This is a genomic window from Marinimicrobium sp. LS-A18 (assembly GCF_000463525.1).
In the GTDB taxonomy this organism is placed as follows: domain Bacteria; phylum Pseudomonadota; class Gammaproteobacteria; order Pseudomonadales; family Cellvibrionaceae; genus Marinimicrobium; species Marinimicrobium koreense.
Genome location: NZ_AWEP01000002.1, coordinates 785,938 through 800,516, shown reverse-complemented (window position 1 = coordinate 800,516; position 14,579 = coordinate 785,938). Strand labels below are relative to the sequence as shown.

The window sequence follows — 14,579 nt, the reverse complement described above, 5'->3', positions numbered from 1 at the left end:
ACTACCTCCTGGGTGCCAGCGTAATTTGGGTGGTGGATCGTTCAGAAGCCGGGGCCGTCTGGTGCCCATAGGGAGGCACCCGCTTTAACCAGAGTTTGAGTGCCTGCCAATAAATGGCCAGAGGCACCTTGATCGTCAGCCAGGGCTGCTGCCACAAAATGCGATTCAGGCGCGATGGTTCCCATGCCTGCCGCTCGAGGCTGAGCGTTGCATCCATATGACAGGCGCCCTCGCGCCAGTTTTCCATATGGACCAGTAGAGATTCGTCCGGCGCCGTGCTGATCCACCGGTATTCCATGTCAATCGGATTGAACGGCGATACGTGGAACGCTTTCCTGAACCCCAATCGACTCTTGCCGGTATTCGGGTTGCAGGGAATCACGTAACAATGTCGTTCATTCCAGGGCGTATTGTTCACCTGGGCCAAGATGACACTGGGCTTCTCGGCGTCAGGTTCGAAGCAGTAATAAAAACTGACCGGGTTGAAACACAGCCCCCATTGGCGAAGGTTGGTCAACAACCGGATCGGACCCGACGGGCAGTGGCCCGTCTGGCGAGTCACTTCCTCGCGCACAGCGGTTTTCAAGTCCGTCTCCTGGGGATGGAGGTAATCCTCCCGTCGGAACCAGCCAAGTCGGCGACGATTGAAGCCCCAGAACCACAGCCCGTCGAACAGCCCCGGCAACTCATCCAGATCCAGGTAAAACAGGGTCGAGCGATACCGGAACTCATGCCCGCGAGGCACAAAGCGGCGATGGCGCACCCAGCCTTGATAGATCGCGCTGTGCATCAGAAGGACTCTCCCAACGCCTTGGCAACGCGCAGGCCCGATACCACACCGTCCTCGTGAAAACCATTGCGCCAATAAGCACCGCAGTAATGGGTGTGATTGACACCACTGATATCACTCCAGCGCGCCTGGGCTGCAATGCTTTCCCGGTTGAATACCGGGTGACTGTAGCGATAGCGCCCGAGAATTTTGTGCTCATCGAGCCATTCCGTGGCATTGACGCTCACACAGAGGGTTTCCGGGCACTCGAGCCGCTGGAGCATGTTCATGTTGTAGGTCAACACCGCCTCGTTGTCCCGTCCGGGACTGAGCCGATAATTCCAGCTGGCCCAGGCACCTGGTGCCTTGGGCAGGATGCTGGTGTCAGTATGCAGGACAACGTCGTTATCCTGATAGGGAATGGCCGACAGAATGTCATATTCACGGTCGGTCGGATCCACCAAAAGCTTTAGCGCCTGGTCGCTGTGACAGGCAAAAATGACTTCATCAAAAGCCTGCTCACCAAAGCGGTCTGTGGTCAGGCGCACGCCCTGCTCTGTTCGCTCCACGCGGCGAACCGGACAACCGGTATAAATGCTGTCAGCGAATTCGCGGGTCAGTGGAGGCAGGTAACTGTGGGAGCCGCCTTTGACCGTGTACCACTGGGGCTGCTGGGTGACAGTCAGCAGCCCGTGGTTGTGGAAAAACCGGATAAAGAAGATCAGTGGCATCTCTGCCGCGCCGGACAGGCCCGAGGACCAGATCGCAGAAACCATAGGCAGAATATAGTGTTCCCGGAAAAACCGGCTATAGCGCTCCTGTTCCAGGTACTCCCCCAGAGTCATCTGCGGGTCGACCCGGTCTTGCTCATGGGCCTGAGTGCAGGCTCGATTGAAGCGCAGAATCTCCCGAAGCATCCGCCAGTGCGCCGGTCGAAACAGGTTGCGCTTCTGAGCGAACAGACCACGGACGCCACTGCCGCTGTACTCGTGATGACTCCCCGGCTGAGTAACGCCAAAACCCATTTCGGTCAATTGACTGGGAACGCCCAGTCGGGACATCAGCTTGATGAAATTCGGATAAGTACGGTCGTTAAAAACGATAAAACCGGTGTCCACATCGTAATCTTGTCCAGCCACATTGACGCGCTTGGTGGCCGTGTGGCCGCCAATGCTCTCACCGGCTTCAAACACCGTGACCCGGTGACGCTTGGCCAGCAGGTGCCCCGCCGTCAATCCGCTGATACCGGAGCCGACAATCGCAATCTGTTTTGTTTCGTAGCCCGTTTCTTTCATAGCGTTTGTTCTATTTGTGTCGCTCAATCTTTCACCATCTTTTTCAAAAGAGCTGTTTTCCAGCCCAGGGGTAACCAGCTGATAAGACGCATGGTCCACACCAACTGCCAGGGAAATTGCACGATCCGCTGACGACGGGCCATACCGCGGGCAATGTGCTCTGCCGCCGTTTCGGCTTCCACCAGAAACGGCATCTCAAAGTCATTGCGGTCGGTGAGCGGGGTTTTGACAAAACCGGGTCGAACCAGCGTCACATCAATGCCCTCGGGTGCCAGGTCGACGCGCAGAGAGTGCATGAAATACTCCATGGCGGCCTTCGAAGCACCATAGGCCTCGCTGCGGGTCAGCGGCAGCACCGTGACCATACTCCCCACCCCGACCACTTGGGCACGGTTGGGGGATTTACGCAGAAACGGCAGTGCCAGCTCGACGGTGTTGGCCGAGCCGACCACATTGATGTTCATCACCGGGGCAAAAGGGGCGGCATCGAAATGCTTGACGTCGATGTATTCGCAGGTGCCGGCGTTGATTACGACGGAATCAAGGTGATGGGTAATGGTCTTCAACCGATCGCTCACCTGGCTCAGTGCCTCTCGATCCGTCAGGTCGACGGGAAGCGCATGGCATCGCTCGGGAAACGCCCGGGCCAGTGATTCCAGTTTGTCCGCGGAGCGGGCGCTGATCACCACGTTGTGGCCGTTCTGCAATAACCGACGGGCCAGTGCTTCACCAATACCGGTCGAGGCACCTGTAACCCATATCCACTGGGACTGGCTCATAAACGACTCCTCTAGCCCTTTGACGATGAGCCATTGAGCTGCTGAAACAACGCAATGGTCTCCTTGCGGCTGGCTTTCAGGTCCACCATCGGCGCAGGATAACCCGGCACCGGTGGCGGCTGGTGTATCTGTCTTGTCGAAACCCTTGCCAGCTCTGGAACATATTTACGGATAAACCGGCCATCGGGATCAAAACGCTCGGATTGGGTCACGGGATTGAAAATACGGAAATAAGGCGCCGCATCGGTCCCGGTGGACGCGCTCCACTGCCAGCCGCCGTTATTGGCCGCAAAGTCGCCGTCGATCAGCTGCGACATGAACCAGCGCTCACCCAGACGCCAGTCAATGCGAAGATTCTTGGTGAGAAACATCGCCACGATCATTCGGAGCCGATTGTGCATCCAGCCGGTGTCGAGCAGCTGTCGCATCGCCGCATCCACGATGGGAATGCCGGTTTCTCCGCGACGCCAGCGGTTGAAATCCTCTTCATCGTCGCGCCAGGGGAAGGCGTCGGTGTGGCCCTGGAGCGGCTTGTGTTTACACACCACCGGAAAATCCACGGTCACATGCTGATAGAAGTCCCGCCAGACCAGCTCGCTGATCCAGGTGGTCACGCCCTCACTGCCCTCGTCCCAGCGCCCTTCATTGGCACTCAGCGCGGCGGTCAGGCATTGGCGGGGCGACAGGCTGCCCACCGCCAGATAGGGTGACAGCGTCGATGTAGCGGCCTCCGCAGGCAGGTCCCGTTTGCTTTTATAGTCCCGAATGGGTCCGTCTGCAAACTCGGCGAGGCGGCTCAACGCCTCCTCCTCGCCCGCAGGCCAAAGTGCCGAGAGGTCCTTGAGATGACCCCCCCGGAAGAGACTATCCAGGGTCATCCCGGCGTCGCTGACCTGTCCCAAGGCTTCCGGCTGCACGGCCGGAAGGCCGTGAGGCACCATCGGTAGCTCACGGGCCATCTGGATCCAGCGCCGTTTGAACGCGGTAAACACCTGATAGGGCTCACCCTGGCCGTTACGCACTTTTCCCGGGGGCAGAATCACCCGGTCATGAAACCGCTTGTAATGCCGATCGTGATCATGGAAATACTCCGCCACTGCGCGGTCCCGGTTCAACTCATCGAGGGGATATTCCGCGTTAAAATACAGCGAATGGCAGCCTTCCCGACGGCTCAGGGATAGCAACTGATGAGGGATTTCAGCGGCCCGGCGAACCCGAAGCAGTACCAGGGGGATGTTCCGCTCGGCCAGATCGGTTTGCATCTGACGTAAATGGCGCCGAATAAAATCCAGCCGTGATGGCGCCGTGCTGTGCCGCTCGATAAAATCCTCGCACAACACATAGACAGCAACCACGCCCTGCCCTGCTTCAGCGGCGTTATAGAGGGCTGGATTGTCGCGCAGGCGCAGATCATTGCGCAGCCAGACAAGAATACGTTGGTTTTCCGAACTCACCATTACCCCAACCTCGCCTTGAGCTTACCGATCACGTACCCCAATACCGGAATATGCTCATACAGCATGGCACCGGCATCGAAATAGTCACGGTGGTACACCACTCGCTCCCGAAACTGGAGATGACTGCTCCCCTCAAGGCTCAATCGCTGACCACCTTTGAGCTTCGGATGGCGGTAATGCATGGTCCACAGCAGGACCGCCTGATCCGGTTCATCGGCGTGCCCTCGCTGTTCGAGAATGTGATTGAAGGTAAAGCCGCACTCCTGAAGCCCATGCACCATGCCGGAGAAGTAGCGGCGCAGGGCAACCAGGCCTTCTACCCGGTGCAGGGGGTCTTCAAACACCACGTCGGTATCGTAAATCTGATCCAGAGCACCAATCAGCGCGGGATCAAATCGCTCGTAGAGGGTAGTGACTTTAGTGATCAGCTTGTCTGTCATTATCGTGATGCTCCAGAGCCGGGGGACCCGTTATCAGAGAAATCAGGACCTTCGACCCGCACGGGAAGCCGTGCCTCCAGCGCCGCCAGAATTTCACTATGGGATTGTCCGAGGCAATGAGGCTGTAGCGTGCTGTCCACCAGCGCCGTCTGCCGGCCCGCCAACCAGATCGGAACCGCCAATTGCCGCTCCAGATCGCGGTGTGCGGCCTCCAAACCTGGTTCGGGAACGCTGTCGGTGTAGAGCAACACCGCATCCGCCCCCCGCTGGTCCACCGCGTACAACCACTCCGCCTGGGGCACCGGGCCAAAGAAGTCCACCTGGAGCCTGTTTACGCCCAGACTGTACGCGAGGATCATCGGCAGCACGGAATCCGGGGTGCGTCCGTTATCTACCAGCAACAGACGCGGTGCCCCCTTGGGCGCCGACTGCCGATGGCGTGCCGATGCGAAGTAGTCATAAAGCACCGATTCGAAGCACAACAGTTGCGACGTTACCCCGTACTGAGGCCGCCCCTGACCGACGTCGGACCGCCACTGCGACAGCAGCGGTTCAATACAGTGATCCACCAGAACCGGCATCGGATACTCGGCCGTCAATACCGCGAGCCGCTTTCGCAGAGCCTGCACGTCCAGCGCGGCAAGCGCCTGGACGATCACCTGGCGGTGCTGCTGCCAGGGATCGGTTGGCGACAGGTCAGTCTCGGTATCCTCAGCACCCTGATCCAGCAGCGCCCGGACCTGACCCACCGCAACGCCGCGGGCGAGCCAGCGCTGAATGGCCTCTACCCGGGCAATATCCTCCGGTCGATACAGTCGGTGGCCCTTGGCGGTGCGCAGCGGTTTGAGCAGCCCATAGCGCCGCTCCCAGGCCCGCAGGGTCACGCTGTTCACGCCGGTCAGCTCGGATACCCTGCGGATGGGCACCGCTTCGGAAACCATCGACTCCCGATCTTCAGACGTTGGCATTGCGAAGGCCCAGTTTTTCCGGATGCGGCGCCCAGAAGGTCTGCTTTTGCAGGTAGGGATTATCCACCTTGCGCAGGTAGTGCTTGAGCAGCGTCAGCGGTACCACCAGCGGCACATCACCGGCGTGATAGGCGTCGATGACCTCGGACAGCTCCTGCTGTTCATTGCCATCGAGCAGGTCGCGCAGGTAGCCACGCAGGTGCAGCATGGTGTTGGTATTGCTCTTGCGCGTGGTTTTATGACTCAGCGCGGCCATAAACGCGGTCAGAAACTCATTGCACAGTTCATGGATGTCCCGCGTTCCCGCCTGGGCCACCAACCGACCGATGGACTGGTAGCTGGGAACATGGTGAGCCATTACCTGGTATTTGTACCGGGAGTAGAAGTCCACCAACTTGGCAGGCGTGGGGTCCGGCTCGACGGAGGTTTTCCAGTCGTGGTAGGCGAACACCCGGGAGATGAAGTTATCACGCAGACCGGCATCGGTCAGGCGCCCGGCCTCTTCCACCGGTAGTAGCGGGTGCAGTTCCATCAACCGTTCGGCATAGGCTCCGATCCCCTCGCTGTCGAGCGGGTAGCCGTTTTCGCCGTAGCGTTTCATGCGGAAGGCGCCGCAGCTGGGGGAGTTCTGCATCATCACGTAGCCGCAGATGTCCGGCATACGTTCCAGTGCCTTGTCGGCCTCAGCGGCCAGCGCTTCGGTGACATCGAGGCTGTCGTCCTGAACCCCGCGCACGCGGGTGCCTTTGTCGGTGGCGACCAGGCGGATGGGCTTGCGGGGAATGCCCAGGCCAATCAGCACTTCGGGGCAGACGGGCCGGTAGTCGAAGTAGCGGCTCATGACGTCGGTCAGAAAGCGGTTGCGTTTGTGTCCGCCATCAAAGCGAACCCGCTCGCCGAGCAGGCATTCACTGATGCCAACCGGAATTTTGACGTCTGCGTGGGTATCCATCGATGCACCTCTTATACAAGTGGCTAGGCTTTGTATAAGTTGTACGCCAATTTATTGTACAAGGCAAGAGGTTTTGTATAATTTTTACAGAGAGAGTATACGGCTTAGAAACTACGTAGAAAGTGCTGCGGAAGGGTATACCTCTACAAGACACGCCGTGAACCCGTCCATGGGGGCTCATCACCCGCCGTCCAGGCGGGTGACGGTCTTGTAGAGGTATACCCTTCCTCCGCTGTGCCAACATATCGTTCAGGGAAATAGCGCGCAAACCCGGAATACGGCACTGAGGTTTGTGGAGGGGAAGCCCTTTCAGGACCGTAAGCGGAGGGACTCCGCGCGTCGAGCCCCCAGGGATGGGTTTACGGCGTGTCTTGAAAGGGCTTCCCCTCCACAAACCGGACTCGATTCACCCACTTACTCACTAATAAGTGGGAAGCTCTATATGGGCAAAAAGCTCCTCCAACTCCGCGCGGGAGTGGCGGTTGTAGGCCTCGTCGATCACATTGCGAGTCAGATGGGGCGCGAAACGCTCGATGAAGTCGTACATGAAGCCCCGCAGGAAAGTCCCGCGGCGGAAGCCGATCTTGGTCACACTGCTCTCGAACAGATGGCTCGCATCCAGCGCCACCAGATCTGAATCCAGGCGCTCATCCACCGCCATCTTGGCCACAATACCGATGCCCAGCCCGAGGCGAACATAGGTCTTGATCACATCCGCATCCGCCGCGGTGAACACCACCTTCGGTGCCAGTCCCCGGTTCATAAAGGCTTCATCCAGCTTCGAGCGGCCGGTGAATCCAAACACATAGGTCACGATGGGATACTTGGCGACCGCTTCCAGGGTCAGCGGCTCAACCTGTGCCAGCGGATGCTCGCGCGGCACCACAATGCAGCGGTTCCAGCGGTAGCATGGCATCATCACCAGATCACTGAACAGCTCCATGGCTTCGGTGGCGATGGCAAAATCCACCGTGCCATCGGCGGCCATTTCGGAGATCTGCATGGGTGTTCCCTGATGCATGTGCAGGGACACATCGGGATACTGCTGAATGAAGGACTGAATGACCGGCGGCAAGGCATAGCGCGCCTGGGTGTGAGTAGTGGCAATGGACAGACTGCCCTTGCGCTCGTTGCTGAACTCCTGCGCCACCTGCTTGATGCTGTCGACCTTGCGCAGAATCTCACCGGCGGTTTTCAGAATCGCCTCACCGGCGGGGGTAATGCGGGTCAGGTGTTTGCCGCTGCGGGAGAAGATCTCCACACCCAGCTCGTCTTCCAGCAGGCGTATCTGCTTGCTGATGCCCGGCTGAGAGGTGTACAGGCTCTGGGCGGTCGCGGACACATTCAGGTCGTGGTGCGCCACTTCCCAGATATAACGCAGTTGTTGCAGCTTCATAATGTCCTCCGATCGTCCTTCGGACAGTCCCGTGCGCCCCGACACGAAAGACCGTTGAACCCACCCGTCGACTCGAGCACCCAGAGCACGGTGTTAACAAAAGGACGGTGTTATAAAAATTGCGGTAATTATTCTTTTGTAGAATAGAGCCTCAGAAGCCAAATTGCCAGCCTCTGATCAAAAAATAACCCTCTGCTATAACTTTAGACTATATAGACTCCCGCTGCCGCCTGCAATTGTGCGGCCGACGCGGCACTCAACCCTTGGCCTGATTGGCCACGCCATGGGGGACATGGCCACTGGCAACGTGTTCGCTGGCCGACTCGATGTGCTGCTGTTGGTCGTCGAAAAACACATCCGCCCCGTAGGCTTTCAGGAACTCCCCTTTCGGCAGTCCGCCAAGGAACAGGGACTCATCAATACGCACATTCCAGGCGCGCAGGGTGCGGATGACCCGTTCGTGGGCGGGCGCCGAACGGGCCGTCACCAGGGCCGTGCGGATCGGACAGCGGCTCTCGGTGAACTCGCTCTGCAACCCCTGCAGAGCAGACAGGAACGCCTTGAACGGTCCACCACTCAAGGGGGTTTTAGCGGAGGCTTTCTCGCTCTCGGCGAAGGCACTCAGGCCCTGGCTTTTGAACACCTGCTCCGCCTCATCGGAAAACAGCACCGCATCGCCGTCAAAGGCAAAACGCAGCTCCTCTTCTTGCTCGGACTTGTTCTTGGCGGCGACCAGGGTCGCGGCCGCCACGCCCTGGTTGAGCGCCTGACGCACGTCTTCGCCATCGGTGGAGAGGAACAGGTGGCAACCGAACGCGGAGATATAGCGGTACGGACTGCTGCCACTGCAGAACGCAGCCCGGGTGATATTGAGACCGTAATGCTCAATGGAGTTGAACACCCGCAGGCCGGTATCGGCGCTGTTGCGGGACAGCAGAATCACTTCGACCCGGGGGTCGCCTTCGAGGCTTTCGTTCAGGTGGAGCAGCTTTTGTACCATGGGAAAGGCATCGCCCGGCTTCAGAGGTTCGTCCTCTCGCTCGATCTGATAGTTGGCATAAGCTTCCAGGCCTTCGTTGATGAACACCTGGTGACTCTCATCCAGGTCGAACAGCGCGCGGGACGAAATGGCGATAACCAGTTTGGTGCCGAAGCCTTTGGGCATGGTGTTGGGGTCCTGATGGTTGATGGTAATCGAGTTTGGGTAACGGCGGATGCGTTTCGGTTTGGTAACGGCGGATGCGCGCTGCGCGCTTATCCGCCCTACGCGGACTGCCGTGGTTTCCGTAGGGCGGATAAGGCCGAAGGCCGCATCCGCCGTAACCCAACGTGAAGCCGCCACGCGCATCCGCCGCAACCCAATCCGCTTTACGGAATAATAACACTGGCCCCGGTGGTCTGCCGGTTTGCCAACTCGCGATGCGCCCGAGGCACCTCGTCCAGGCGGTAGGTCTGATTGATATCCACCGTGACCGCACCGGACAGCACCGCCTCAAACCAGAGCCCGGCCAGAGTCTCCAACTCCTCCCGCGTGGTTGCGTAATGCCCCAGCGTGGGTCGGGTGATAAAAAGAGAACCTTTCTGAGCCAGCAGCAAGGGACTGAACTCCGGCACGGCGCCGGAGGCGTTGCCAAAGCTCACCATCAGCCCGCGCCGGGCCAGGCAATCCAGAGAGACATCAAAGGTATCCTTGCCCACCGAGTCATACACCACCGGCACGCCCTTGCCGTCTGTCAGGGCCATAACCCGATCCACCACAGATTCATCACGGTAACGAATTACTTCCGCACAGCCCCGCGCCAGCGCCAGCTTCGCTTTAGCATCAGAACCGACGGTACCAATAACACGTGCCCCCATATGCGATGCCCACTGACAGGCCAGCAGCCCGACACCACCAGCGGCGGCGTGCCACAGCAGGGTTTCCCCGGCTTGAACGGGATGGGTCTGGTGTAACAGATAGGCCGCGGTCAGGCCCTTGAGCAAGGTGGCGGCGGCAACCTCATACTCGACGCCATCCGGCAAGGCCAATAGCCGATCCGCCGCGACGACGTGGGAGTCCGCATAGGCCCCGGGCGGGCCGCTGCAATAGGCCACCCGATCGCCCTTCTTCCAGCCATGGACGTCCGGACCCAGAGCCTCGATCACCCCGGCGGCCTCCAGCCCCAGCCCCGTCGGCAAGTCCAGGGGATACAGGCCCGTGCGGTGGTATATGTCGATAAAGTTCAGGCCGATGGCCTTGTGGCGTACCCTCACCTGCCCCGCACGCGGTTCGGGCACGGGCGTGTGCTCCAGACTCAGGGCGTTTTCATCACCGGGCTGGTGAACCCGGTAGGCACGATGTTCAGTCACTCGTCATCTCCTCGACCTTTGCGATCACTGGGCAGAGAACCCATGGGTCCCATCGCCGGTGCCTTACCTTCGGCGAGCTCCTCCATAGAATACCCCAGATAGTCCGCATGCAGGGCGCGGGTCAATGAGTAAGCCATGAACACCAGTAGCACACAGAACGGGAAGCCCAGCGCTGTAATCACATTCTGCAGCGCCTGCAATCCGCCCCCCAGCAACAGCGTTGCGGCAACCAACCCCAGGAGCAGGGTCCAGAACACCCGCTGAGCGGTGCGCGAAGGTTGGCTGTCCTTGCGCGACAGCAGGTCCACCACCAGTGCCGCCGAATCGGCGGAGGTGGTCAGAAATACCACAATCACAATCACCGCCAGGGTCGAGATCAGGGTGGCGATCGGAAACTGCTCGAGGAAACTGAACAGCGCCACGGACACATCCGCCTGCACCTGCCCGGCGATGTCCGTGCCGTGGTTAAGATCCAGATCGATGGCGGCCATGCCGAACACGGAAAACCAGACAATGGTAAACAGCAGCGGCGCCCCCAGTGCGCCCGCCACAAATTGGCGGATGGTGCGGCCCTTGGAAATCCGGGCGATAAAAATGCCCACGTAGGGTGCCCAGGAGATCGTCCAGGCAAAGTAGAACACCGTCCACTGCCGCTGCCAGTTGCCCTCGTTGTAGGCTTCGGTCCAGAAAGCCAGCCAGGGCAGATTGTGCAGGTAAGCTCCGATGTTCTGAACGGTACCGGAAACAATAAACAGGGTCGGCCCCGCCACCGCGACGAACAGCAGAATGATCAGGGCTACGACGATGTTGAACTCGGACAACCGCTTGATGCCCCGGTCGAGCCCCAGAGCCACGGACACGGAGGCCACCAGGGTAATGGCAGCCACAATGGCCATTTCCGCCACCTGCCCTTTGGGCAGGCCGAACAGATAATTCATCCCGGTATTGAGCTGTAGCGTCCCCAGCCCGACCGACACCGCGACCCCAAACAGCGTGCCGAGCAACGCGACAATATCAATGGCCCAGCCGAGCGGGCCGTAGATGCGATCCCCCAGCACCGAATAGAACACGCTGCTGATGCGCATGGGTAATCCCTGACGATAGGTGAAATACCCGATCGCCAAAGCCGGCAGTGTGAAAATGGTCCAGGTATGCAGCCCGTAATGGTAAAGGGAGATATTCATCGCCAGGCGAGCGGCGTCTTTGGTGCCGCCTTCCACACCTTCAAGCGGCGGGTTGGCGAAGTGGGACATCGGCTCAGCCACGCCCCAGAACATCAGAATGGTACCGATACCGGCCGCGAATAACATGCAGAACCAGGTCAACGTATCGTACTCGGGCCCCTCCCCGTCCGGCCCCAACCTGATCCGACCATAGCGACTGCTGGCCACCCAGATCAGAAACAACAGCAAACCGCTGACGCTGAGGACGTAGAACCAACCAAAGTTGGTGAAGGTAAAACCGCCCAGCATGTCAAAAAAGCGGGCAAAGGGTTCATTGAAGGGAATCGCGAAGCCGACAAACAGAACGATAATGCCGACGGAGATAAAGAAGATTTGCGGAATCGCACTCAAGTTCAGGCGTTGTGCGAGTTTGTCGAACATCGGAAACTCCTCGGTGGCCTGTTATTGTTTATTGGTTGTGTCGTTTTAATGTATGGCGACGGTGGATGCGGAAGGTTAGGTTACGGCGGATGCGCTTCGCTTATCCGCCCTACGCAAGCTTATGGTGTTTATCGGGGCTTGGTTATGGCGGATGCGGCCTTCGGCCTTATCCGCCCTACGGATAGCTCATCGGTCCGCGTAGGGCGGATAAGCGCGAAGCGCGCATCCGCCGCAACCACACCCTACGACTGCCCGTCTTCTTCCCGAATCCCCAACAATTCCTTGAATGCGGGCATGTCGTGCAACGGGAACAACGCCGGGTCCTGCATCAGGGATTCCCGATAACTTTCCGCGCGGCTCAGTGCCTCGCCCAGGAAATGCACGCCGTCTTCATAATGCCCCAACGCCGTGTGGGCACAGGCCAACTGATAAAACGCATGGGCATTGTCCGAGTCGATCGACAGCGCCTGCTGACACAGATTCACTGCCCACTGGGGTTCGCCCAACTCGAGCACCACATCCGCCTTGTAGGTCAGCGCCTCACAATCCTCGGGCTTCACGGCCAGAATCTGGTCGTAGATGGCGATTTTATTCGCCGGCGTGTGCTCAAGATTGGCGCGCAGCCAGAGTGAATGAATTTCCTGGGTGCGCTCAATCTCCTCGCGGTTAGCATCAATATGCCGGGTTTTCTGGGTCAGCTGTTTCTCGATACCCCGCAGACGTACCTCATAGGCGTTGACCAGCTTGCCCACTTCCTCGTCCGCCAGGCTACTCATTTTTTCTTTCATATCGCGAATGGAGTTCCAGCCAAGTAACACCAGAATCGAACTCACCGCCGCGATCAGATAGAAAAAGTAAGTGACCGTGTTGGTTGCATAGGTCACGCCCCGGTCAATGGACTCGATCTCCCGGTCCACCACCTGCTGAATCAGCTCGGCGCGCTGGTTGGACAGATCGATCCGCAACTGCTTCAGCTCATCGAGCATATAGCGCTCAATGAAGGGGCTGTACATCGGTTCTTCCAGCTTCTCGATTTCTTCGGCCACACGCTGACGTGCCTCGCCATCGGCGTCGCTCTGGGCGAACACCGATACCGAGGCACACAGTAGAAAGAGCGCGGCCAGCCTGATCAGGCTGCGCATATGGCGTCCCCATGGTCATGGACTTCCACCAGGGCCTTGTGCAGACTTTTAACGGCTTGATCGTAGTCGTCCTCGTCCACGATAAACTGCATATCCACCTGACGGATCGACTGGTGAATGGCCAGCACACTGATATTGGCGCTGGACAGCGCCGTTGCCGACTTGGCCAGCATGCCGGACACTTTCATGTCACTGCCAATGGCGGACACGACCGCCACCTTGCGCACATCCACTTCCGCATCCGGGTACTTCTCTTCCAGCATATTGCGAATACGGTTGACGGTTTTCAGGTTACCGGCAACGTAATGGACAATGGTGTTGGCGTTGATGTCCTTGCTGACCACATGCGCCTTGAAGCGCGAAATCTGATGCAGAATACCGGAATCATACTTCTCGATATTGCCCATCATGTCCTGGTCGAACACCTCAATCGCGTACACACCTTTGCGACCGGCAATGATTTCCGCACAGGGTTTTTCACTGACGTAATCGCCGGTGATCAGGGTGCCGTCGTGATCCGGATCGAAGGTGTTTTTCACCCGCAGTGCGATGCCGTTCTGGCGCAGGCCCTTGGCGGCGCGGGGGTGAATGGCCTCCATCCCCAAATTCGCGAGCTGATCGGCCACATCGTAGTTGGTACGACCGATGGGAACCACTTTATCCGCACCTACAAGGCGCGGATCGGCACTGCTCAGGTGGAATTCCTTATGGATGATCGCCTCATGGGCACCGGTCAGCACCGCGATACGGCTGAACGTCATCTCGCTGTAGCCACGGTCAAAGCTGGCCATCAGGCCTTCTTTACAGTGAGTGTAGCCCGTGACAATGGGCAGCTCTTTGGCAAAATCGATGCCCGCAAAGGACTGTTTGATCATGTCATCCAGCGCCAGTGCACCATCCGCTTTCCAGCCGGAGAGATCGACAAACCGGGCGTTGACGCCATCACGCTGGAGCAATTTGGCCATATTCCAGGCACTGTGGGCTTCGCCAATACTGGCCAACATTTCACGCACGGTGAACAGGTGCGCGTCCAGCTCAAAGTGGCCGTGCTGACACAGGCGCTGCAGATCGGTCAGGCAGCGTTCTGCATCGTCCAGGCGTTCCTTGATATAGGCATCAGCTTCTTTGCGAAGGTCGGTATCGCCAAAATACTGCTTGTTCAGTTCCAGCACGCGCTTGCGCACCTTGTCAAAGGCTTCCATCCAGGGGTCATCGTCATTGGTGCTGGCAAACAGGCCATAGACGCCGGGCTGGCCGTTTTTCTTGTTCTCCAACAGCAGGTCGGTCAGGCCGCCGTAGGCGGAGACCACAAAAATCCGATGGTAGAGGTCCTCGTCTTTCCCGTTTTTCATAACCACATTGTCGCGTACGGCATCGTACTCACTCATTGACGTGCCGCCGATTTTTTCGACTGTGTGTGACATAAGT

At 58.8% G+C, this 14,579-nt stretch carries 13 protein-coding genes; all 13 read right to left on the bottom strand.

The genetic code is table 11. From position 1 onward, the window contains the following. Position 1 precedes the first annotated feature (1 nt). Positions 2–790, bottom strand: coding sequence for a DUF1365 domain-containing protein (locus N645_RS0103525; protein ID WP_024460132.1), 789 nt, complete (start codon positions 788–790; stop codon positions 2–4). Then, on the bottom strand, positions 790–2,064 hold the full coding sequence (locus N645_RS0103520; RefSeq protein WP_024460131.1) for an NAD(P)/FAD-dependent oxidoreductase: 1,275 nt from the start codon (positions 2,062–2,064) through the stop codon (positions 790–792). The genes N645_RS0103525 and N645_RS0103520 overlap by 1 nt, the downstream gene beginning before the upstream one ends. A gap of 23 nt (positions 2,065–2,087) precedes the next feature. Continuing rightward, positions 2,088–2,843: an SDR family oxidoreductase gene (locus tag N645_RS0103515; protein WP_024460130.1), complete on the bottom strand. Its 756-nt coding sequence runs from the start codon at positions 2,841–2,843 to the stop codon at positions 2,088–2,090. An 11-nt stretch (positions 2,844–2,854) separates the two neighbouring features. Further along, positions 2,855–4,300, bottom strand: a complete 1,446-nt coding sequence (gene phrB, locus N645_RS0103510) for a deoxyribodipyrimidine photo-lyase (protein WP_024460129.1) — start codon at positions 4,298–4,300, stop codon at positions 2,855–2,857. After that, positions 4,300–4,740 (bottom strand): nuclear transport factor 2 family protein, encoded by a 441-nt coding sequence (locus N645_RS0103505; protein ID WP_024460128.1) that lies wholly within the window; start codon positions 4,738–4,740, stop codon positions 4,300–4,302. The genes phrB and N645_RS0103505 overlap by 1 nt, the downstream gene beginning before the upstream one ends. Beyond that, a complete protein-coding gene (locus tag N645_RS0103500; protein WP_081665834.1) occupies positions 4,740–5,708 on the bottom strand; it encodes a MerR family transcriptional regulator in 969 nt (322 codons plus the stop codon). Before N645_RS0103500 ends, N645_RS0103505 begins: the two co-directional genes overlap by 1 nt. Then, complete coding sequence (locus tag N645_RS0103495) at positions 5,695–6,660, bottom strand: DUF523 and DUF1722 domain-containing protein (protein WP_024460126.1); 966 nt, start codon at positions 6,658–6,660, stop codon at positions 5,695–5,697. The genes N645_RS0103500 and N645_RS0103495 overlap by 14 nt, the downstream gene beginning before the upstream one ends. A 421-nt stretch (positions 6,661–7,081) precedes the next feature. Continuing rightward, positions 7,082–8,056, bottom strand: coding sequence for an HTH-type transcriptional regulator CysB (gene cysB, locus N645_RS0103490; RefSeq protein ID WP_024460125.1), 975 nt, complete (start codon positions 8,054–8,056; stop codon positions 7,082–7,084). A 256-nt stretch (positions 8,057–8,312) separates the two neighbouring features. Beyond that, entirely contained in the window at positions 8,313–9,221 is a 909-nt protein-coding gene (locus N645_RS0103485; RefSeq protein WP_024460124.1) for a 5'-nucleotidase, read from the bottom strand. A 203-nt stretch (positions 9,222–9,424) separates the two neighbouring features. After that, entirely contained in the window at positions 9,425–10,405 is a 981-nt protein-coding gene (locus N645_RS0103480; protein ID WP_024460123.1) for a quinone oxidoreductase, read from the bottom strand. Next, positions 10,402–12,009, bottom strand: coding sequence for a BCCT family transporter (locus N645_RS0103475; protein WP_024460122.1), 1,608 nt, complete (start codon positions 12,007–12,009; stop codon positions 10,402–10,404). The genes N645_RS0103480 and N645_RS0103475 overlap by 4 nt, the downstream gene beginning before the upstream one ends. Before the next feature lie 242 nt (positions 12,010–12,251). Continuing rightward, the gene (locus tag N645_RS0103470; RefSeq protein WP_024460121.1) at positions 12,252–13,151 is read right to left on the bottom strand and encodes a tetratricopeptide repeat protein; all 900 of its coding nucleotides are present in this window, start codon (positions 13,149–13,151) and stop codon (positions 12,252–12,254) included. Continuing rightward, entirely contained in the window at positions 13,139–14,575 is a 1,437-nt protein-coding gene (locus N645_RS0103465) for an aspartate kinase (RefSeq protein ID WP_024460120.1), read from the bottom strand. The genes N645_RS0103470 and N645_RS0103465 overlap by 13 nt, the downstream gene beginning before the upstream one ends. Positions 14,576–14,579: the final 4 nt, after the last annotated feature.